18 protein-coding genes and 1 pseudogene are annotated in these 20,854 nt (G+C 65.1%); 14 read left to right on the top strand and 5 right to left on the bottom strand.

The genetic code is table 11. The features are described from left to right. Positions 1-6: 6 nt before the first annotated feature. Genes era through lepB form a run of 3 tightly spaced genes read right to left on the bottom strand, consistent with a single transcriptional unit; the run spans position 7 to position 2,380 of the window. Positions 7-912, bottom strand: coding sequence for a GTPase Era (era, locus tag AR323_RS05640; protein WP_057882964.1), 906 nt, complete (start codon positions 910-912; stop codon positions 7-9). Beyond that, on the bottom strand, positions 909-1,580 hold the full coding sequence (gene rnc, locus AR323_RS05635) for a ribonuclease III (protein WP_057882963.1): 672 nt from the start codon (positions 1,578-1,580) through the stop codon (positions 909-911). Before rnc ends, era begins: the two co-directional genes overlap by 4 nt. Further along, complete coding sequence (gene lepB / locus AR323_RS05630) at positions 1,577-2,380, bottom strand: signal peptidase I (protein WP_057882962.1); 804 nt, start codon at positions 2,378-2,380, stop codon at positions 1,577-1,579. The genes rnc and lepB overlap by 4 nt, the downstream gene beginning before the upstream one ends. 175 nt (positions 2,381-2,555) lie before the next feature. Between lepB and pgi the strand changes: the two genes are divergently transcribed. The 14 genes and pseudogenes from pgi (at position 2,556) to AR323_RS05560 (ending at position 19,129) form a co-directional block, all read left to right on the top strand. Then, complete coding sequence (gene pgi, locus AR323_RS05625; RefSeq protein WP_057882961.1) at positions 2,556-4,085, top strand: glucose-6-phosphate isomerase; 1,530 nt, start codon at positions 2,556-2,558, stop codon at positions 4,083-4,085. 252 nt (positions 4,086-4,337) lie between these two features. Then, complete coding sequence (locus tag AR323_RS05620) at positions 4,338-5,801, top strand: DEAD/DEAH box helicase (RefSeq protein ID WP_057882960.1); 1,464 nt, start codon at positions 4,338-4,340, stop codon at positions 5,799-5,801. Between the two features lie 78 nt (positions 5,802-5,879). Then, positions 5,880-7,232 carry a glutathione-disulfide reductase gene (gor, locus tag AR323_RS05615; protein WP_057882959.1) on the top strand — a complete coding sequence of 451 codons (1,353 nt, stop codon included), beginning with the start codon at positions 5,880-5,882 and terminating at the stop codon, positions 7,230-7,232. A 55-nt stretch (positions 7,233-7,287) separates the two neighbouring features. Further along, positions 7,288-8,313 carry an NAD-dependent epimerase/dehydratase family protein gene (locus tag AR323_RS05610; RefSeq protein ID WP_057883191.1) on the top strand — a complete coding sequence of 342 codons (1,026 nt, stop codon included), beginning with the start codon at positions 7,288-7,290 and terminating at the stop codon, positions 8,311-8,313. Beyond that, positions 8,310-9,032: an SDR family oxidoreductase gene (locus AR323_RS05605; RefSeq protein WP_057882958.1), complete on the top strand. Its 723-nt coding sequence runs from the start codon at positions 8,310-8,312 to the stop codon at positions 9,030-9,032. The genes AR323_RS05610 and AR323_RS05605 overlap by 4 nt, the downstream gene beginning before the upstream one ends. Before the next feature lie 81 nt (positions 9,033-9,113). Next, positions 9,114-10,640 (top strand): acyl-CoA carboxylase subunit beta, encoded by a 1,527-nt coding sequence (locus tag AR323_RS05600; RefSeq protein ID WP_057882957.1) that lies wholly within the window; start codon positions 9,114-9,116, stop codon positions 10,638-10,640. Between the two features lie 240 nt (positions 10,641-10,880). Further along, complete coding sequence (gene mce / locus AR323_RS05595; RefSeq protein WP_057882956.1) at positions 10,881-11,318, top strand: methylmalonyl-CoA epimerase; 438 nt, start codon at positions 10,881-10,883, stop codon at positions 11,316-11,318. A gap of 87 nt (positions 11,319-11,405) precedes the next feature. Then, positions 11,406-12,194, top strand: coding sequence for an enoyl-CoA hydratase-related protein (locus AR323_RS05590; RefSeq protein ID WP_057882955.1), 789 nt, complete (start codon positions 11,406-11,408; stop codon positions 12,192-12,194). 1 nt (position 12,195) lies between these two features. Further along, a complete protein-coding gene (locus tag AR323_RS05585) occupies positions 12,196-12,807 on the top strand; it encodes a glutathione S-transferase family protein (RefSeq protein ID WP_057882954.1) in 612 nt (203 codons plus the stop codon). Positions 12,808-12,815: 8 nt separating this feature from the next. After that, entirely contained in the window at positions 12,816-14,960 is a 2,145-nt protein-coding gene (scpA, locus tag AR323_RS05580) for a methylmalonyl-CoA mutase (protein ID WP_057882953.1), read from the top strand. Further along, on the top strand, positions 14,957-15,979 hold the full coding sequence (gene bioB / locus AR323_RS05575; RefSeq protein ID WP_057882952.1) for a biotin synthase BioB: 1,023 nt from the start codon (positions 14,957-14,959) through the stop codon (positions 15,977-15,979). The genes scpA and bioB overlap by 4 nt, the downstream gene beginning before the upstream one ends. Positions 15,980-16,109: 130 nt before the next feature. Continuing rightward, positions 16,110-16,544, top strand: a complete 435-nt coding sequence (locus AR323_RS05570; protein ID WP_057882951.1) for a hypothetical protein — start codon at positions 16,110-16,112, stop codon at positions 16,542-16,544. Positions 16,545-16,616: 72 nt separating this feature from the next. Beyond that, a pseudogene (locus AR323_RS05565) lies at positions 16,617-18,667 on the top strand (ATP-binding protein). Positions 18,668-18,688: 21 nt separating this feature from the next. Further along, complete coding sequence (locus AR323_RS05560) at positions 18,689-19,129, top strand: DUF488 domain-containing protein (protein ID WP_057882950.1); 441 nt, start codon at positions 18,689-18,691, stop codon at positions 19,127-19,129. A gap of 14 nt (positions 19,130-19,143) precedes the next feature. Here AR323_RS05560 and aroB read toward each other — a convergent pair whose 3' ends face one another. Both aroB and AR323_RS05550 read right to left on the bottom strand, forming a co-directional pair. Further along, a complete protein-coding gene (aroB, locus tag AR323_RS05555) occupies positions 19,144-20,256 on the bottom strand; it encodes a 3-dehydroquinate synthase (RefSeq protein WP_057882949.1) in 1,113 nt (370 codons plus the stop codon). Then, complete coding sequence (locus AR323_RS05550; RefSeq protein ID WP_057882948.1) at positions 20,247-20,816, bottom strand: shikimate kinase; 570 nt, start codon at positions 20,814-20,816, stop codon at positions 20,247-20,249. The genes aroB and AR323_RS05550 overlap by 10 nt, the downstream gene beginning before the upstream one ends. Positions 20,817-20,854: the final 38 nt, after the last annotated feature.

Below are 20,854 nucleotides of genomic sequence, written 5' to 3'. Positions count from 1 at the left end.
ACGGCATCAGCGGACCCAGTCGAGCCCGATCTCTTCGAAGACTTCCTTGTCCTCCGACCAGTTCTCGGAAACCTTGACGTGGAGGAAGAGGTGAACCTTGCGGCCGAGCAGGTCGGTCAGTTCGGCGCGTGCCGCTTCGCCGATCGCCTTGATGCGGCTGCCCCCCTTGCCGAGAACGATGGCGCGCTGGGTGTCGCGACCGACGACGATCTGCTGGTGTATCTCAACGCTGCCGTCCTTGCGTTCGACGTATTTCTCCGGGCGCACGGCGCTGTCGTACGGCAGTTCCTCGTGCAACTGCTTGTAGAGCTGCTCGCGGGTGATCTCCGCCGCCATCAGCCGCTCGCTGGCATCCGAAACCTGGTCTTCTGGGTAGATCCAGTCGCCTTGTGGCATCAGCGCCGCGAGCGCGGCCTTCATCTCGGGAACGCCGTCGCCGCTCTGCGCGGAGACGAAGAACACTTCCGCGAAGTCCGCCTTCCCGGTCAGTTCCTCCGCCAGGACGAGCAGGGGCTCCTTCTTCGCGACGTCGACCTTGTTGAGCACGAGGATCTTGCGCTCGGGGCGCCCGGCGAGGGTTTCGAGCAAAGGTTCGAGCTCATGCCGCCGTTGCTTGACCGGATCGACCACGAGCAACACCGCGTCCGCCGCCTGAGTGCCGTCCCATGCCGCGCTGACCATCGCGCGGTCGAGCCGTCGACGGGGCGCGAAGATGCCGGGCGTATCGACCAGGATCATCTGGGTATCGCCTTCCAGCGCGATTCCCATGAGGCGCGCGCGCGTGGTCTGCGCCTTGGCGGAAACGATCGCGACCTTCTGGCCGACCATCGCGTTGACGAGGGTGGACTTGCCCGCATTCGGCGCGCCAATCACCGCGACGAAACCGCATTGCTGTTGTTTCGGGGACGTCATCCGTAGCGCTCCATGAAAGCCTTGGCGGCGGCCGTTTCGGCCTGCTGCTTGCTGTTGCCCGTAGCCTCGACCTCGCCGACGTTGAGCACGCTCACCCGTACCGTGAAGCTGGCGCTGTGATCGGGGCCCGATCGCTCGAGCAGTTCGTAAACTGGTGGCTTGCGGCGGTTACCCGCGGCCCATTCCTGCAGCGCCGACTTGGGATGCTTCGACCTGCCTCGCCGACCCTCCAACGCCTCCTGCCACAGCAGGCGGATCAGGTCGCGCGTGGCGTCGAACCCGGCGTCGAGGAAGTTTGCGCCAAGTAGCGCCTCCATCACATCGCCCAGCACGTTGTCGCTGTCGTGCGCGCCGTCGTCCCGCGCCTGTTTGCCGAGGCGCATGTGCTCGGGCACGCCGATGTCGCGGGCGGTGCAAGCGCAGGTATCGCGACTGACTAGCGCGTTGAGCCTCTGGGCCAGCAGACCTTCGGGCGCATCGTCGGTCTGGAACAGCCATTCGGAGACCGATAGGCCCAAGACTCTATCGCCGAGCCATTCCAGCCGCTCGTAATTCGCGGCATCGCCCGTGCTGCCGTGGGTGAGCGCAGCGCGCCACATGGCTTCATCCCGAACCGTGAACCCAGTCTTCGCGAGCCACTCGCGTGTCTCTTTGGAAAGGTGGGTCATATTCCATCCCCGATGCGCGACCAGCGAGCCGCGGAGAACCAAGTCCAGGGCTTGACCCAGCTGGCCGATCCATCGGTCGACCAGACCATTACGCTGGCCCGCGCGACCATAAGCTCGGTCGGGATTAATCCGACACCACCGCCGGGCGCGGCCGGGAAGCGGCTGTCCTGCGAATTGTCGCGATTGTCACCCAGCGCAAAGACGCGACCTTCGGGTATGATCAGCGGTCCGAAATCGTCCTGCGGCGTTCGACCGAAATCGAGCGTGTCGTAGGTGACGCCAGAGGGCAGGGTCTCGCGGAAGTGCACATAATTGCAATCGGACCCGGCGATCCGCCCCCCCCATGCGCACGCCGTGTTGGGGGTCTGCGGGATGAGGAAATCGCCGATCCGTTCGCGCTTTACCGGGGTGCCATTAAGGATGAGCTGCCCGCCACGCATCGCGACGCTGTCACCCGGCAATCCGACGACGCGCTTGATGTAGTCGACCTTGTCGACCGGATGCTTGAAGACCACCACATCGCCGCGCTCGGGCAGGCTAGCCAGCACCTGACCGGGGATCAGCGGCAGATTGAACGGCAGCGACCAGCGCGAATAGCCGTAGGGCCATTTGGCGGCGACGAAGTAGTCCCCGTTCCATAGCCGCGGCAGCATGGATTCGCTTGGGATCGTGTAGAACGAGAAGAAGAAGCTGCGGAAAATGAACACCGCCAGCGCCAGTTTCGCCACAAACAGGGTGAAACTGCCCCAGCTTTCGCGCTCGCTATCGTCCTTCGAGGCCTGGGCGACTTCGGCGGTCACGACGGATCGTCCATCGAGGGCATGTCACACTTGTCACACAGTCCTGAGGGAAAAATCATTCCCGGCGCGAATACGACTTCATGGCCTGCAAAAGGTGGCCGGAACGGGAAGGTGCAGCTATCGATCATCTGCGCTCCACTAAGCGCGAGACAGGCCTGTAGGGAAGGAATTTCATGTGAGCGAAGCGGTCCGAGCGGCCTGGAACCGGATCGAAGCCTGCGAGCGCCGTTCGCTCGCCGATCTGTTCGCAGCCGATGGTGACCGGCTGGGCAAGCTTTCGGCCCGTCTCGACTGGGAAGAGGGCGGGGCGATATTCGACTGGTCGAAGACTCACCTGGACGACGAACTCCTGACCGCGTTCGAGGCACTGGCAGAGGCGCAGGATTTCGGCGGACGGCGCTCGGCACTGCTGAAGGGCGAGCGGGTCAACACGACCGAAGATCGCGCGGCGGAACACACTGCCCAGCGCGGCGTCGGCGCGGAGACGTCGGTCGAGGAAGCGGCGCAGCTCCATCACCGGATGCACCTGCTGGTCGATGCCATCCACCGCGGCGTGCTGGGCGAAATCCGCCACCTGATCCACATCGGTATCGGCGGATCGGCGCTTGGCCCCAAGCTGGCGATCGACGCGCTGGGGCGGGACGGCGCGGTGATCGACGTCCATGTCGTGTCCAACATCGACGGACTGGCGCTCGAACAAGCCTTCGCGCGATGCGATCCAGCCACGACGATGATCGCAGTGGCGAGCAAGACGTTCACGACCATCGAGACGATGACCAACGCCGCCAGCGCGCTTGCGTGGCTCGGCCAGAACGGCGTCGGTGACCCCTACGGACGCGTCGTGGCGCTGACCGCCGCTCCGGAAAAAGCAGTCGAGTGGGGCGTGGACGAAACCCGCGTGCTGCCGTTTCCCGAAAGCGTGGGCGGTCGGTATTCGCTGTGGTCCAGCATCGGATTCCCGATCGCGCTCGGCATCGGATGGGACGCGTTCGATGCCATGCTGGGCGGAGCGCATGCGGTCGACGTCCACTTCCGCGATACGGACGGCCGCGCCAATCTGCCGCTGCGCGCCGCGTTCGCGGACTTGTTCTATACCCGGGTGCGCGGCTGCCAGACGCGCGCGGTCTTTGCCTATGACGAGCGGCTGGCCCTGCTTCCGTTCTATCTTCAACAGCTCGAGATGGAATCGAACGGCAAGCGCGTCACGATGGACGGTTCGCCTGTCGATGGTGCCACCGCGCCGATTACCTGGGGCGGGGTGGGGACGGACGGGCAGCACGCCGTGTTCCAGTTGCTGCATCAGGGGACGGTCGAGGTTCCGGTCGACTTCATCGCCAGCATCGCGCCCGGCGACGCGCTCGACCCGGCGCATCACGAAATCCTCCTCACCAACTGCTTCGCGCAAGGCGCGGCGCTGATGGCCGGAGGAAACATGGCCGCCGACGGGCAGGATCCCGCGCGACACTTCCCCGGCGATCGGCCCAGCGCGACGATCCTGTGCGACGACATCGACCCGGCGACGCTGGGCGCATTGCTCGCTTTTCACGAGCACCGCACGTTCGCCAATGCTGTCCTGCTCGGGATCAATCCGTTCGACCAGTTCGGCGTCGAGCTGGGCAAGAAGATGGCCAACGACATCGAGGCGGGCGGGGGGAGCTTCGATGCGAGTACGCAGGCGCTGCTGGCCGCCGCTGGACTGGATTGATTTTTGCGCTGCAGCATTTCGATTGACTTTTCGCCCTTGCACGACCATATGCGCCTCCATCGAGACGCCCTGGCAGCGTGAACAGGTGACCCAAAGTCACCCCGGCCGCGTTTCGGTTCACTTTCCCTGACTTCCCTATCACGCGGGTCGTTGACGGGGCCAAGGGCCAGCCGGCCTGCGGTCCCACCACCCCGCTGCATGCGCGCGCCGTTCGTGGTTGCGCGCTGCCGCTCGCATACGAGTCAAAATTACATGTCATTCGAACAACTCGGGCTTTCGCAGCCCATCCTTCAGGCGTTGGACCAGAAGAACTACACCGTCGCCACCCCGATCCAGCAGCAGGCGATCCCGCTCGTGCTGCAGGGCCGCGACCTCTTGGGCATCGCCCAGACCGGCACCGGTAAGACCGCCGCGTTCATGCTTCCGAGCATCGACCGCCTGCGCGAAGCCGACAACCAGACGCCGTTCAAGTCGTGCCGCATGCTGGTGCTCGCACCGACGCGCGAACTGGCCGGCCAGATCGCCAAGAGCGCCGAAGATTATGGCGGCTTCACCGGCCTGCGGGTCTCGGTCGTCGTCGGCGGCACATCGGTCGGCAAGGACCGCAACAAGCTGCATCGCGGCACCGACATCCTTGTCGCCACGCCCGGCCGTCTGCTCGACCTCGTCGACCAGAAGGCGATCCGGCTCGACGGGATCGAGATCCTCGTCCTCGACGAAGCGGACCAGATGCTCGACCTCGGCTTCATCCACGCGCTGCGCAAGCTCGTCGCTCTGATGCCCAAGGAGCGCCAGACGCTGCTGTTCAGCGCCACGATGCCGAGCTCGATCAAGGACCTGTCGAAGCAGTACCTCAACAATCCTGCGCAGGTTTCGGTCGCTCCAGCTGCGACCACGGCGGAGCGGGTGAAGCAGTTCGTCACGCTCGTCAGCCAGTCCGAAAAGCAGGCCCTGCTCGAGTTGATGCTCAAGAAGCGCTATCCGCAGACCGAGGGCATGGAACGCGTGCTGGTGTTCACCCGCACGAAGCACGGCGCCGACCGCGTCGTGAAGAAACTGGCGCAAGCCGGCATCCAGTCCGACGCGATCCACGGCAACAAGAGCCAGCCGCAGCGCGAGCGGGCGCTGGCCAACTTCAAGTCGGGCCGCGTGCCCGTCCTGATCGCGACCGATATCGCCGCGCGCGGGATCGACGTGACCGGGGTCAGCCACGTCATCAACTACGAACTGCCCAACGTGGCCGAACAGTACGTTCACCGCATCGGGCGGACGGCGCGTGCGGGTGCCGACGGCATCGCGCTGACGCTGTGTGCCGAGGACGAGCGTGCTTACCTGCGCGATATCCAGAAGCTCACCGGCGTGACCTGCGAGCGCCTGCCGCTTCCGGAGAATTTCCGCGCGTTCATCGACGAACTGCCGATCACGCGGCCCAAGGGCAACCCGGGCCAGGTTCAGCAGCCGCGGGCCAAGAAAGTTCACGCCAAGCCGCTCGGCGGCGAGCGTCGCGGCGATCGCGGTCCTCGGCAGGACAATCGCTCGGGCGAGCGTCCGGCCCAGCAAGGTGACCGTCCGGCTCAGCACGGCGGCGATCGGGCGGCCAAGCCTGCAGGCGCCGGGGGCGGCCAGAACAAGCGTCGCCGTTTCGGGGGCAAGGGTCCAGCTGGCGGCGGTTCGGGCGGCAACGGCGGCGGCTTCCAGCGGCGCTCGCGCGGCTGATCGCTGACGGCTACCGGGGATTGCCATTGGCATCCCCGGTCCGGCCCGCCATATGCGCGTCCCTGATAGGAGACGCGCATGGCCGACGGTGAATTCGACTACGACCTTTTCGTGATCGGCGCGGGATCGGGCGGCGTGCGCGCCAGCCGGGTCGCCGCAGCCTATGGCGCGAAAGTCGCGGTCGCGGAGGAATACCGCGTCGGCGGGACCTGCGTGATCCGCGGGTGCGTGCCCAAGAAGATGCTCGTCTATGGCGCGCATTTCGCCGAGGATCTCGAGGACGCGCAGGCGTTCGGTTGGACTATCGACGCACCCAAGTTCGACTGGAAAGTCCTGCGCGACAACGTGCTCAAGGACGTCGATCGGTTGAACGATGCGTACACGACCACGCTCAACAACAACAAGGTCGAGATCATTCTCGAGCGCGCGACGCTGACCGGCCCGCACGAGATCGCGCTTTCGGGCGGTCGCAGCGTCACCGCGAAGCACATCCTGATCGCGACCGGCGCCCGGCCTCATGTGCCGGAGTGTCCGGGTAGCGAGCTCGGCATCACCAGCAACGAGGCGTTCCATCTCGACGCGCTGCCGCCGCGCATCCTGATCGCCGGCGGCGGGTATATCGCCAACGAGTTCGCCGGCATCTTCAACCAGTTCGGCAGCAAGGTGACTATCATCAACCGGTCGGACCAGCTGCTGCGCGGTTACGACGAGGCGCTGCGCGACCGGCTGCTGCAGATCAGCCTGATCAAGGGTATCGACTTCCGCTTCAACGCCACCTTCCGCGGGATCGAGCAAACCGAAAGCGGGTGCCTGCGCGTGTCGATGACCAATCACGAGGACATCGAGGTCGATTGCGTACTCTACGCGACTGGGCGGTTGCCGAACACCGAGGGCCTCGGCCTCGACAAGGCGGGCGTGATCCTTGGCGACCACGGCGAGATCGTCGTCGATCGCTTCAGCAAGACCAGCGTCGATCACATCTACGCCGTGGGCGACGTGACGGGCCGCGTCCAGTTGACCCCGGTCGCGATCCGGGAGGGGCACGCGTTTGCCGACACCGTCTTCGGCGGCAAGCCGACCGCGGTCGATCACGACTGCATCCCCAGCGCCGTGTTCAGCCATCCGCCGCTGGCGGCCGTCGGGATGACCGAAGGGCAGGCGCGCAACGCGTTCGGCGCGGTCAAGGTCTACGAGGCTGACTTCCGTCCGATGAAGCACGTTCTGGCCGGACGGAACGAACGCTGCCTCTACAAGATGGTCTGCGACGAGACCTCCGGTCGCATCCTCGGCATCCACATGATCGGTCCGGAAGCGCCCGAGATCATGCAGGCGGCCTCGGTGGCGGTGAAGGCCGGGCTGACCAAGGACGATTTCGACGCCACGGTCGCGATCCATCCCACGATGTCCGAAGAACTCGTCCTGCTGCGCTAGTCCGATTGCCCTTTGCAACCCGTCCGCGTAGCCTTCGCATGGAAGGGAGATGGGCATGGGTGGGACCGTCCTGGTTACCGGCGGCACGGGTTATATTGCCGGGGAGCTGATCGACCAGTTGCTCGCGAAAGGCTGGACCGTGCGCACGACCGTCCGCAGCACGGCGAAAGGCGAGGGCAAGCTGCGATCCCGCTGGCCCGGAGCCGGCGAACAACTCTCCGTGTTCCAGGCCGAGCTGATGGACGATGCGGGATGGGCGGAAGCGAACACGGGCTGCACCCACGTGGCGCACGTCGCCTCTCCCATCGCGGTCAATTCGCCCAAGCACGAGGACGAGATGATCGTCCCCGCACGCGAGGGCACCTTGCGTGCCCTGCGCTTCGCCCGCGACGCGGGAGCGACGCGGTTCGTCCAGACCAGTTCGATGGCCGCGGTCGCCTATGGTCGCGACGAGAAGGTCTATACCGTATCCGAAGCGGATTGGACGAACGTCGATCATCCGGACGTCTATCCGTACATCAAGTCCAAGACGATCGCCGAGCGCGCAGCGCGCGACTGGGTTGCAGCCGAAGGCGAGGGACTGGAGTTCATCTCGGTCAATCCGTCGATGGTATTGGGCCCGGTATACGACGCTGATTTCAGCCCCTCGGTCGAGGCCATCAAGCAGTTGCTCGACGGGTCGATCCCGATGGCGCCGGACCTGGGTTTCGCGATCGTCGATACCCGCGATTGTGCCGACCTTCACGTCCGTTGCCTCGAAACGCCAGGACTGGCGGGTGAGCGGTTCCTTTCCTCCGGCCGGTTTCTCAAGATGATCGAGGTGGCACAGATCCTCCGCGCGCACCTGCCTGCCGAACAGGCGCGCAAGGTGCCCACGAAGGTGATGCCGAACTGGATGGTATCGACGCTCGCCATGGTCAATCCGGCGGTGCGGTCGGTCAAGGCGGAGATCGGCAAGTCCCGCAACGTCGATTTCAGCCACGCGAAGGAACGGCTCGGCTGGGAAACGCGGCCGCCCGAACAAAGCATCGTCGATTGCGCCAAAAGCCTGATCGCACATGGAGTGGTGAAGGTCCGATGAACCTTTCAGGCAAGACCGTCCTCATCACCGGCGGGACCGCCGGGATCGGCCAGCAGATGGCCCACCAGATGCGCGCGCTGGGCGCCGAAGTCATCGTCACCGGTCGCTCGCCTGAGGGACTCGAGTGGATGCGCTCGCTCGGGTTCGAGGCGATCGCGGCTAATCTGTCCACGCCCGAGGGGTCGCAAGCCATCGTCGACGCACTCGGCGCGCGCCCGATCGAGGTGCTCGTCAACAACGCAGGGCAGGGGGTCGATCACGACTTTCGTGAAGGGCCGCCTGATCCGGATGCGGCGGACGATTGCATCTACGCCAATCTCAACTCCCCGATCCGGCTGACCGTGGCCCTGCTCGACCGGCTGAAGGCGCGGCCCGAGGCGGCGATCGTCAACGTGACCAGCGGCCTTGCCATCGCGCCGCGCGGGGGCGGTCCGGTCTATTGCGCGACCAAGGCGGGCCTGCGCAGCTACACCCAAGCCCTGCGCGCGCAGCTCGCCGGCTCGAACGTTCGCGTAATCGAGGCGCTGCCGCCGGTCGTCGAGACGCGGATGACGGCGGGCCGCACCAGCAAGAAGATGCCCGCCGCCGAATGCGCGCGGCAGATCGTCGAGGCGATCGAAAAGGACCGGACCGAGGCTAACGTCGGCCAGGTAAAGCTGTTGCAAATGGTCCATTCGATCAGTCCGGCGCTCGCGCGGCGGATCATGTTGCGGTTCTGACCGCTTGACGCTGCGCTTTCGCGCGGCCTAACCGCCGTTCTCCAACAGGGAGAGCGCCCAAGCTCCCCGCAGGGAGAAGAAATGTCCGCGAACATTGCCGAAATGGAACGCCGCCGCGCCGCCGCCAAGCTGGGCGGGGGCGAAAAGCGGATCGCCGCACAGCACGCCAAGGGCAAACTGACCGCGCGCGAACGGCTCGACGTGCTGCTCGACGAAGGCAGCTTCGAGGAACTCGACGCCTACGTCGAACATGATTGCGTCGATTTCGGGATGCAGGATCAGAAGATCCCCGGCGACGGCGTCGTCACCGGCTCGGGCACGATCAACGGGCGGCTGGTGTTCGTGTTCAGCCAGGATTTCACCGTGTTCGGCGGCTCGCTGTCCAAGCGCCACGCGGAGAAGATCTGCAAGGTGATGGACAGCGCGATGAAAGTCGGCGCGCCGGTCATCGGCATCAATGACAGCGGCGGCGCGCGCATCCAGGAGGGCGTCGCCAGCCTGGGCGGCTATGCCGAGGTGTTCCAGCGCAATGTGCTGGCGAGCGGGGTCATTCCCCAGATCAGCCTCATCATGGGGCCGTGCGCGGGCGGGGCGGTCTATTCGCCGGCGATGACCGACTTCATCTTCATGGTGAAGGATTCCAGCTACATGTTCGTCACCGGTCCCGATGTGGTGAAGACGGTGACCAACGAGGTCGTGACGCAGGAAGAACTGGGCGGCGCGATCACGCACACGACCAAGACCAGCGTCGCCGACGTCGCGTTCGAGAACGATATCGAGACGCTGCTCGCCACACGCGACTTCTTCGATTTCCTGCCGCTGTCCAACCGCGAGACGGTGCCCGAGCGGCCGACCGACGATGAGTGGGACCGCATCGAGGACAGCCTCGACACGCTGATCCCGGCGAACGCCAACCAGCCCTACGACATGCACGAAGTCATTCGTAAGGTTCTGGACGAGGGTGACTTCTTCGAGATCCAGCCCAAGCACGCGGGCAATATCCTGTGCGGCTTCGGCCGGGTCGAGGGGCGCACGGTGGGCGTTGTCGCGAACCAGCCGATGGTGCTGGCGGGCGTGCTCGACATCAATTCGAGCAAGAAGGCCGCGCGCTTCGTGCGCTTCTGCGATGCGTTCGAGATTCCGATCGTGACCTTCGTCGACGTGCCCGGCTTTCTTCCGGGGACGGCACAGGAACACAACGGCATCATCAAACATGGCGCCAAGCTATTGTTCGCCTATGCCGAGGCGACCGTGCCCAAGATCACCGTGATCACCCGCAAGGCCTATGGCGGGGCCTACGACGTCATGGCGTCGAAGCATCTGCGCGGCGACCTCAACTACGCCTGGCCGACCGCCGAGATCGCGGTGATGGGCGCCAAGGGCGCGGTCGAGATCATCTTCCGCGGCATGAGCGCCGAGGAGCAGGCGGAGAAGACGAAGGAATACGAGGACCGCTTCGCCAACCCCTTCGTGGCGGCGCAGCGGGGGTACATCGACGAGGTGATCTACCCGCATTCGACCCGGCGGCGGATCGCGCTGGGGCTGAGGAAACTTCGCGGGAAGGTACTCGAGAACCCGTGGAAGAAGCACGACAACATTCCCCTGTGAGGTCTGCATGAAGGGTTTGATGCTCCTCGGATTTAGCTTTCTCTATATTTTCCTCTTTCGCAATCAATTGAGGATGAACCGTTCAGGCCGGATCAACCGATATCCTTGGGGCAAGGATTTATCGAGAAATAACAATCCCCGAAGGTTTCGGTTCGCAGCGATCGGCAGCACTGCATTATTCATTGGCTTCGGCGCCCTTTTGGCTTTTGCGTGGTACTCTTTCGCAAATGGAACATTGAAATGAAACTCGGCCGTCTCAATCATATCGGAGTCGCTACCCCTTCGATCGCGGACAGCGTGGTCTATTACCGCGAGGTGATGGGGGCGACGTCGATCACCGAGCCGTTCGACCTGCCCGAACAGGGGGTGAAGGTCTGCTTCGTCGACACGCCCGGTGAGAATGGCACTCACGGCACGCAGATCGAGCTGATCGAGCCGCTGGGGCCAGGCAGCACGCTCACCGGCTTCCTCGCCAAGAACCCGGCGGGCGGACAGCATCACCTCTGCTACGAAGTCCCCGACATCGACGCGGCGCGCGCGTGGTTCGAGGGGCTGGGCAAGCGCATCCTCGGCCCCACCCGCATCGGCGCGCACGGGACGCCGATCTTCTTCCTCCACCCCAAGGACATGATGGGCCAGCTGACCGAAATCATGGAGACGCCAAAAGAGGCGCACTGACTTGACGTAGCGCGCCGTAGCGGACTTGCCACCGATGGACGTTCGCGCCACACCCGTTGCGAAGCGAAACGCATACGGGAGAGCCGCGTGTCCGACTACGAAACCATCCTGACCGAGCGTGTCGGGAGCGTCCTCAAGATCACGTTGAACCGGCCCGAGCGCCTCAACGCCGCATCGCTCGACATGGCGGACGAGCTTGGCGCGGCGTTCTACGACCTGGGCGATGCCCGCGCGGTGCTGATCACCGGGGCGGGCAAGGGGTTCTGTTCGGGCGCGGACCTTGCAGCGCGTGGCGATCGCAGCCCGCTGCAGAACAAGGGCGGCAGCCACCTGGCGCTGCAGAACCACTACAACCCGCTGCTGAGCCAGATCCTGCGCTGTCCCGTACCCGTCGTGACGGCGGTCAACGGCGCGGCGGCGGGCGTCGGCTGCTCGATCGCGCTGGCGGGCGATTTCGTGCTCGCGGGAGAGAGCGCCTATTTCCTGCAGGCTTTCGTCAACATCGGGCTGGTGCCGGACGGCGGATCGACCTGGCTGCTCGCCCGCGCGATCGGCCGCGCGCGCGCCACGCGGATGATGATGCTGGGCGAGAAGATCGGCGCTGCGCAGGCCGAGGAATGGGGCCTGATCTACAAGGCAGTCGACGATGCCGCGCTGATGGACGAGTCGATGGCGCTCGCCACCCGACTGTCCGAAGGGCCGACGGTCGCCTACCGCACGATGAAGGCCAACATCGCCACCGCGCTCGACGGCACGCTGCCGCAGGTCCTGCTTGCCGAAGCCGAGGGCCAGCGGACCGCAGGCGCGAGCGCCGACGCGATGGAAGGCGGCATGGCGTTCCTTCAGAAGCGCAAGCCCGCATTCAAGGGAGCCTGACGTGCTGTTTTACGATAGTGCGAACCCCGCGCCCAACCCGCGCCGCGTCCGCATCTTTGCCGCCGAGAAGGGCATCTCGCTGCCCATGAAGGATGTCTCGATCCTGGCGCGCGAGCAGAAATCACCCGAGTTCGTGGCGAAGAACCCGCGCGGCCAGACCCCTGCGCTCGAACTCGACGACGGCACCGTGATCGCCGAAAGCGTCGCCATCTGCCGCTTTCTCGAGGCGTTGCATCCCGACCCGCCACTGTTCGGGAAAACGCCGACCGAGATCGGGGTGATCGAAATGTGGAACCGCCGGGTCGAGATGATCGCGATGAACCCGATCGGTGCGGTGTGGGTCCACACGCACCGCTTCACTGCCGCGCTGCCCGGTCGCAATGCCGAGTGGGGCGAAGCGAACCGCGATCATGTCGCTCGCGCCTTCGCGTTCTTCGACGGAGCGCTTGCGGAGAACGAGTTCCTTGCCGGTGACAGGTATTCGATGGCGGATATCCTGCTGCTGACCACGGTGGACTTCGCAAAGTTCGTGGGCTGCGGGCCTGGGAACGATCTCGCCGCGTTGACCCGGTGGCACGAAACCGTCAGTGCGAGGCCGAGCGCTTCCGCCTGAGGGTAAGAATGACCGAGAATACGAAGGCCGATTGGCAGGCCGCCGCAGAGAAAGAGGTCAAGGGTCGCGACCTAACCTGGCACACGCCGGAGGGGTTCGCAATCCAGCCGCTCTATATGGCCGAGGATGCGCCTGCAGACCCGGGCCTGCCCGGCTTTGCGCCGTTCACCCGCGGGGTGAAGGCGAGCATGTACGCCGGCCGTCCGTGGACGATCCGGCAATACGCGGGCTTTTCGACCGCCGAGGAATCGAACGCCTTCTACCGCCGCAACCTGGCGATGGGACAGAAGGGCCTGTCGGTCGCCTTCGATCTAGCGACCCACCGCGGTTACGACAGCGACCACAGCCGCGTGGTCGGCGATGTCGGCAAGGCGGGCGTCGCGATCGACACCGTGCGCGACATGGAAATTCTGTTCGACGGTATCCCGCTCGACCAGATGTCGGTCAGCATGACGATGAACGGCGCGGTGATCCCGGTGCTCGCGTTCTTCATCGTCGCGGCCGAGCGTCAGGGCGTGAGCCGCGACAAGCTCGACGGGACCATCCAGAACGACATCCTCAAGGAGTTCATGGTCCGCAACACGTACATCTATCCGCCTGAGCCTTCGATGCGGATCGTGTCGGACATCATCGCCTACACCAGCGCCGAGATGCCCAAGTTCAACAGCATCTCGATTTCGGGCTACCACATGCACGAAGCCGGGGCGACGGCGGTGCAGGAGCTGGCCTTCACCATCGCCGACGGCAAGGAATACGCCAAGCGCGCCATCGCCACCGGCCTCGATATCGACGCGTTCGCAGGCCGCCTGTCGTTTTTCTTCGGCATCGGCATGAACTTCTTCATGGAAGTCGCCAAGCTGCGCGCCGCGCGCACGCTGTGGTGGCGCACGATGGACGGGCTGGGCGCCAAGTCCGAGCGGTCTAAGATGCTCCGCACGCACTGCCAGACCAGCGGTGTCTCGTTGCAGGAGCAGGACCCCTACAACAACGTGATCCGCACCACGATCGAGGCGCTGGCATCGGTGCTGGGCGGCACCCAGAGCCTGCACACCAACGCGCTGGACGAGGCGATCGCGCTGCCGACCGATTTCTCCGCCCGCATCGCGCGCAACACGCAGCTCGTGATCCAGGAGGAAAGCGGCATCTGCAACGTCGTCGATCCGCTGGGCGGTTCGTATTATGTCGAGGCGTTGACCGCCAAGCTGGTCGAGGAAGCCGAGGCGCTGATTGCCGAGGTCGACGCGGCGGGCGGGATGACCGCCTATGTCGCCACCGGGAAGCCCAAGGCCGCGATCGAAAGCGCGGCGGCCGCCAAGCAGGCGAGCGTCGACCGCGGCGAGACGGTGATCGTCGGCGTCAACAAGTATCGCAAGGAGGTGGAGGACCACCTCGATACGCTCGACATCGACAACCACGCGGTGCGCGACGGCCAGATCGCGCGGCTGAAGGCGGTGCGGGCCGGGCGCGATGAGGCGGCATGTCGGGCCGCACTCAAGGCGCTGACGGAAGGCTGCACCAACGGCGGCAATCTCCTGGCGCTCGCGGTCGAGGCTGCCCGCCACGACGCCACGCTCGGCGAAATCTCCTCCGCGATGGAAGAGGCATTCGGACGCTACGGCACGCAGCCGACGCCGGTGAAGGGCATCTACTCCGCCGCCTACGAAGGCGACAGCCGCTACGCGCAGGTCGTCGAGGGTGTCGCTGCAGTGGGTCGCCGACTCGGTCGCGCGCCCAGGGTGCTCGTCGCCAAGATGGGCCAGGACGGGCACGACCGCGGCGCGAACGTGATTGCATCCGCCTTTGCCGACATGGGTTTCGACGTGGTCAGCGGCCCGCTGTTCCAGACCCCGTCCGAGACGCGCGACATGGCGCTGTCCGAAAACGTCGACGCGATCGGTGCGAGCAGCCTTGCCGCAGGGCATAAGACGCTGATCCCCGAACTGATCCAGCTTCTGCGCGAAGCAGGGCGGCCGGACATCAAGGTCGTCGCGGGCGGTGTGATCCCGCCGCAGGATTACGACTTCCTCCGCGAAGCCGGGGTGCAGGGCATCTACGGCCCGGGCAGCAATGTGGTCGAGTGCGCCGCTGACATGCTGCGCTTGCTGGGGCACAACATGCCGCCGGTGGGCGAGGAATTGGAGACTGCGGTATGACCATGATCCGCACCGATTGGACCCGCGAGGAAATCCGCGCGCTGTTCGAGCTGCCGTTCACCGAGCTGCTGTTTCAAGCCGCGACGGTTCACCGCGAAAACCATCCGCCAGCCGAGGTCCAGCTCTGTACCCTTCTCAGCATCAAGACTGGCGGTTGCCCCGAGGACTGCGGTTACTGCTCGCAGTCGGTGAAGGCCGACAGCGGGGTCGAGGCGACGAAGCTAATGGATGTGCGCAGCGTTCTGCAATCCGCCGCGCAGGCGAAGGACAACGGCAGCCAGCGCTTCTGCATGGGCGCCGCCTGGCGCAATCCCAAGGTCCGCGACATGCCGGCGATCGTCGAGATCGTGAAGGGCGTGCGCGCGATGGGGCTGGAGACCTGCATGACGCTCGGCATGCTGACGCCAAAGCAGGCCGACATGCTCGCCGAGGCGGGGCTCGATTATTACAACCACAACATCGACAGCAGCCCGGAATACTACGAGCGCGTCATCACCACGCGCACGATGGACGAGCGGCTCGACACGCTGGCCGAGGTGCGACGCGCCGGTATTAATGTGTGTAGCGGCGGGATCGTCGGCATGGGCGAGACGCGCGAGGACCGCGTCGGCTTCATCCACACGCTCGCCACGCTGCCGCAGCATCCGGAAAGCGTGCCGGTCAACGCGCTTGTGCCGGTCAAGGGCACCGTGCTGGGCGACATGCTCGCCGACACGCCGCTCGCCAAGATCGACGATATCGAGTTCGTCCGCACCGTGGCGGTAGCACGTATCTCGATGCCGCTGAGCATGGTGCGCCTCTCCGCGGGGCGCGAGTCCATGAGCGAGGCGACCCAGGCGCTATGCTTCCTCGCCGGCGCGAACTCGATCTTCACCGGCGACAAGCTGCTCACCGCTCCCAATGCCGGCGACGACAGCGACGCTGCGTTGTTCGCCAAGCTTGGCCTGACCGCACTGAAGGGCGAGGAGCCGATGCGACAATCCCAGGGCAGGAATTGTGCCGCCGCCGTAACGGCGTAACCTCCGCTCATTGACTCACCCGGCACTCGGGAGCAGTCTGTTTGCGCTCGGCTTTGCCGACCACAGGGGCGTCAAAAAGAATTTGTCGGGTCGCTTTTTCCGCAACAAGGGGGAAAGCATTATGACCAGGATGACGATACTCGCCGCTGCGCTCGCGCTCGGCACCGTGACGGCCGCACTGCCCGCCGCCGCGCAGGATGCTTCGGCTACGCCCGAACTGATGAAGGTGGACTGGTACGACGTCCAGTTGATCAAATGGGTGCCGGGCAAGGGTGGCCGGGCACACGAGATCATCGAGATGTTCATGAAGACCGACAAGGAACTCGGCCTTTCCGGCGTGATGGATTTCCATATGCGCACCGGGCCCTGGGACAGCATCGTCGCATTGCCGATGCGCGGCGGAATCGCCGAAGTCGGCTGGGCGAACAATCCCGAAGAGAAGAAGTGGGACGAGGCGTTCGCGAAGCAGGTCGGTGGGCCGGAAAAGGCCAAGGCGATCTACGACGAGTTCAACACCTTGATTTTGCGTTCGGAGCGCCACGTCGGCCATATCGATCGCGACTGACGCGCGCCTTGATGTGAGCTTGAGAGAGCGGCATAGGCGGGATCCTGCCTGTGTCCGCTCTCCCGAGGTCCGATGTTTTCAAAAATACTGATCGCCAATCGCGGCGAGATCGCGTGCCGGGTCATCAAGACGGCGCGGCGGATGGGTATCGCTACCGTCGCGGTCTATTCCGATGCCGATGCGCGGGCGCCGTTCGTGCGGATGGCGGACGAGGCGGTGCATATCGGGCCTTCGCCGGCCGCAGAAAGTTACCTGATCGCTGACAAGATCATCGCCGCGTGCAAGGCGACGGGCGCCGAGGCCGTGCATCCGGGCTATGGCTTCCTGTCCGAGCGGACCAGCTTCGCCGAGGCGCTCGCCGCCGAGGGCATCGCCTTCATCGGCCCGCCGGTGAACGCGATCGCCGCGATGGGTGACAAGATCGAATCCAAGAAGCTCGCCAAGGAAGCGGGCGTCAACACCGTTCCCGGCTCCGCGGGCGAAATCACCAGCACCGAAGAGGCACTGAAGGTCAGCCGCGAAATCGGCTATCCGGTGATGATGAAGGCCAGCGCGGGCGGCGGCGGCAAGGGCATGCGGCTCGCCCATAACGACAAGGACGTGGAGGAAGGTTTCGAGGCGACGCGGCGCGAAGGGCTCAACTCCTTCGGCGACGACCGCGTATTTATCGAGAAGTTCATCCTCAATCCGCGCCACATCGAGATCCAGATCCTCGGCGACCAGCACGGCAACATTGTCTATCTCAACGAGCGCGAGTGCAGCATTCAGCGCCGCCACCAGAAAGTGGTCGAGGAAGCCCCGTCGCCGTTCTCACGCCCACGATGCGCAAGGCGATGGGCGAGCAGTGCGTCGCGCTTGCCCGCGCGGTTGGTTACTACTCGGCAGGCACGGTCGAACTGATCGTCAGCGGTGCGGACCCGACCGGCGAGAGTTTCTACTTCCTCGAAATGAACACCCGCCTGCAGGTCGAACACCCGGTGACCGAAGCGATCACCGGTATCGATCTTGTCGAGCAGATGATCCGCGTCGCGGCGGGCGAGAAGCTGCCATTCGCGCAGGACGACATCGGCATCGACGGCTGGTCGATCGAGAACCGCGTCTATGCCGAGGATCCCTATCGCGGGTTCCTCCCCAGCACCGGGCGGCTTGTTACCTACCAGCCGCCGGTCGAAGGCTGGACTGATGACGGCACCGCCAATGGCCGGCGCGGCGTGGACGGCGTGCGGGTCGACGACGGCGTATACGAAGGCGGCGAAGTGTCGATGTTCTACGACCCGATGATCGCCAAGCTGGTCACCTGGGCACCCACCCGCGACGAGGCAGCGGACCTGCAAGTCGCGGCGCTCGATGCGTTCGAGATCGAAGGGCTGGGCCACAACGTCGATTTCCTGAGCGCGATCATGCAGCATCCGCGCTTTCGCTCGGGCGAACTCACCACCGGTTTTATCGCCGAGGAATACCCCGACGGTTTCCATGGCGCGGCCACAGACACCCGCACAATCGACGTAGTTTGCGCCGTAGCAGGTGCGATCGCCACTGCCGATGCCGACCGTGCGCGGCGGATCGACGGGCAGCTTAACGGACCGCAGCCGGCGCCCGGCGACTGGTCGGTGCGTGTCGCGGGAGAGGACCACGCGGTCAGCCTGGAAGAAGACGCGATTACGGTGGATGGCAAGCCAGTCGCGATCGCGCTCGAATACACGCCCGGCGACAAGTTCGTTTCGGTCGAGTTGTACGACGTCGATGCCGACGACGAGGCCGATCCGCTGGATACTTTCGGCATCCAGCTTGCGCGGACCCGCAGCGGATATCGGATGACCACTCGGGGCGCGAAGCACGATGTGCGGGTTCTTCCGGCACACGTGGCCCCGCTGGCGGCGCACATGATCGAGAAAGTGCCGCCCGACCTGTCGAAGTTCCTCATCTGTCCGATGCCGGGCCTTCTGGTGGCGCTCCATGTCGGCGAGGGCGACGAGGTCCAGCCGGGCCAGCCGCTCGCCACGGTCGAAGCGATGAAGATGGAGAACATCCTCCGCGCCGAAAAGTCCGGCATGGTCAAGAAGGTCAACGCCGCGCAAGGAGCAAGCCTGGCGGTGGACGAGGTGATCCTCGAACTCGAGTAGCGCGGTCCCCATATCGAGCGAATGGCGACGATCTTCACTATCGGATACGAACAAGCGACCCAGCCGTCCCTTGTGGAAGCGCTCCAGCATGCGAAGGTCGATATGCTCGCCGACATTCGCTACCTGCCGCTCTCTCGCCGCCCGGGTTTCTCAAAGAGCAGCCTGAAAGCGGCGGTCGAGGAGGCGGGTATAGACTATCGCCACTTCCGCCACCTGGGCACCCCGGCCGACGGACGAGCGGCCGCCCGGCGCGGCGACCATGCGAGCCTTGCCCGCATCTATTCCGGCCAGCTCGAACTTCCCGAGGCAATGGCGCAAATGGGCGAGTTGCGAGCCTTGGCTGCGGACCACCGCGTTGCGATGCTATGCTACGAACGCAACGCCGCCGAGTGCCACCGCGCGCTCCTGTACGATGTGCTGTTCCCCGACTTCGAGCGAACCGATTTACTGCCGAAGCAGTAGTGGGCGAAATTGGGCTAGCGAACCGCCGCCAATTCCTCGTCCAGGAACGTGCGCACATCCGTCAGGTCGACGTTTTTCGCCACGAACGCCTCGCCGATACCATGCAGCAAAATGAAGGGCAGGCGGCCAGCATCCATCTTCTTGTCGTGCAGCATGTGATCGACCAGCCGCGCACCGTCGCAATCGAGACCGAGCGCGGAAAGCGAAGCGGGCAGACCAGCCGACTCGACTGCGGTTGCGACAGTCTGCGCATCGCCGGCATCGATCAGGCCCAGCCGGGCCGAAAAGCGAGCCGCGAGCACCATGCCGAGCGCCACACTTTCTCCGTGTAGAAGACGACTCGAGAAACCCGTCTCCGCCTCGAGGGCGTGACCAAAGGTATGTCCAAGGTTCAGCAAAGCGCGTTTGCCGGAAGTTTCGCGTTCGTCCTGAGCCACGATCGCGGACTTCATCGCGACACTTGTCGCGACCGCGTGCCCGAGCGGCTCCTCGCGAAGGGCAAGAACCTCAGCGCCATGTTCGTTCAGCCAGTCGAAAAACGCTCGGTCACCGAGCACGCCATACTTCAGGACTTCGGCATAACCCGCGCGCAGTTCCCTTGAAGAGAGAGTGTCGAGAGTAGCCAGATCGGCGATTACCAGCGCGGGCTGGTGGAACGCTCCGACGAGGTTTTTACCTGCGCGGGTGTTTATCGCGGTCTTGCCGCCGACCGAGCTGTCCACCTGCGCCAGAAGCGTCGTCGGAAGCTGGACGAAGCCGCAGCCGCGTTTGAGGATAGCGGCGGCGAAACCCGTCAGGTCTCCGACCACGCCCCCGCCGAACGCAATAACATGGTCGCCCCGCTCGATGCCCTGGTCGAGTAGCCAGTCGCACAAGGCCGCGAGACTCTCCCAGGTCTTCGATCCCTCGCCGGGGGCGACTTCGAACACCGCCGCGCTTCGACCGGCTTCGGCAAGTGCCGCCTCCACCCGCCTGCCGTGCGCTGCCCATGCCGCGCTGTCGGCAACAATGGGGACCTGCGTCTTGCGCATGAATGGCGCGGCCAGAGTGCCGAGACTGTCGATCAGTCCGCGCCCGACGTGGACTTCGTAGCTGCGCCCGGCGAGCGCGACGGGAATCACAGCCATTGGTCGATCGCCTCGATAATGTGCAGTGCGGTATCGAGGTGAGGACCCGGCGCGCTCGTCACGTGGATGGGTGCCTCGGCGTAAAAGCCTGCGCGTTCGCGGTGAAGCCTGCGCAGGATCTCGCCCGGATCGCCTGCCTTCAGCAGAGGACGCGTGTCGCGCCTCGCGGTGCGCTCGACAAGGATGTCGATCGGGCAATCGATCCAGACCGCGATGGCGCGTCCGATCAGCAGCGCGCGAGTCTCGTCGTTGACGAACGCACCGCCGCCGGTCGCAATCACGCCATGGCCCTCATCGATCAGGCGCGCGATGACGCGTCGCTCGCCGTCGCGGAAGTGAGCCTCGCCGAATCGTTCGAACATTTCCGAAACCGTCATTCCCGCCGCTTCTTCGATCGCTTCGTCGGCATCGACGAAATCGGCTCCGATCAGCGCGGCCAGCTTGCGCCCGACGGTGGATTTGCCGACCCCCATCAGTCCGACGAGCGCCACCGGACGGTCGATCCGGGCGGCGATCCTGCCGATTGCGGCGTCGCTGAGGCTCGGGTGGGCGGAGTGCATTGCCGCTGCGACTATAGATGGGCTAGGGCGCGTGCAAC

The sequence above is a fragment of the Tsuneonella troitsensis genome (assembly GCF_001441535.1).
GTDB classification, from domain to species: Bacteria; Pseudomonadota; Alphaproteobacteria; order Sphingomonadales; family Sphingomonadaceae; genus Tsuneonella; species Tsuneonella troitsensis.
Note: the sequence above shows the minus strand (reverse complement) of the source record. Positions and strands in the feature narration are given on the sequence as shown.

Excerpts from the sequence above, each read along its gene's own strand:
- era (WP_057882964.1), bottom strand. The coding sequence starts at position 912 with ATGACGTCCCCGAAACAACAGCAATGCGGTTTCGTCGCGGTGATTGGC.
- rnc (WP_057882963.1), bottom strand. The coding sequence starts at position 1,580 with ATGACCCACCTTTCCAAAGAGACACGCGAGTGGCTCGCGAAGACTGGG.
- AR323_RS05620 (WP_057882960.1), top strand. The coding sequence starts at position 4,338 with ATGTCATTCGAACAACTCGGGCTTTCGCAGCCCATCCTTCAGGCGTTG.
- gor (WP_057882959.1), top strand. The coding sequence starts at position 5,880 with ATGGCCGACGGTGAATTCGACTACGACCTTTTCGTGATCGGCGCGGGA.
- AR323_RS05610 (WP_057883191.1), top strand. The coding sequence starts at position 7,288 with ATGGGTGGGACCGTCCTGGTTACCGGCGGCACGGGTTATATTGCCGGG.
- AR323_RS05605 (WP_057882958.1), top strand. The coding sequence starts at position 8,310 with ATGAACCTTTCAGGCAAGACCGTCCTCATCACCGGCGGGACCGCCGGG.
- AR323_RS05600 (WP_057882957.1), top strand. The coding sequence starts at position 9,114 with ATGTCCGCGAACATTGCCGAAATGGAACGCCGCCGCGCCGCCGCCAAG.
- mce (WP_057882956.1), top strand. The coding sequence starts at position 10,881 with ATGAAACTCGGCCGTCTCAATCATATCGGAGTCGCTACCCCTTCGATC.
- scpA (WP_057882953.1), top strand. The coding sequence starts at position 12,816 with ATGACCGAGAATACGAAGGCCGATTGGCAGGCCGCCGCAGAGAAAGAG.
- bioB (WP_057882952.1), top strand. The coding sequence starts at position 14,957 with ATGACCATGATCCGCACCGATTGGACCCGCGAGGAAATCCGCGCGCTG.
- AR323_RS05570 (WP_057882951.1), top strand. The coding sequence starts at position 16,110 with ATGACGATACTCGCCGCTGCGCTCGCGCTCGGCACCGTGACGGCCGCA.
- AR323_RS05560 (WP_057882950.1), top strand. The coding sequence starts at position 18,689 with ATGGCGACGATCTTCACTATCGGATACGAACAAGCGACCCAGCCGTCC.
- aroB (WP_057882949.1), bottom strand. The coding sequence starts at position 20,256 with ATGGCTGTGATTCCCGTCGCGCTCGCCGGGCGCAGCTACGAAGTCCAC.
- AR323_RS05550 (WP_057882948.1), bottom strand. The coding sequence starts at position 20,816 with ATGCACTCCGCCCACCCGAGCCTCAGCGACGCCGCAATCGGCAGGATC.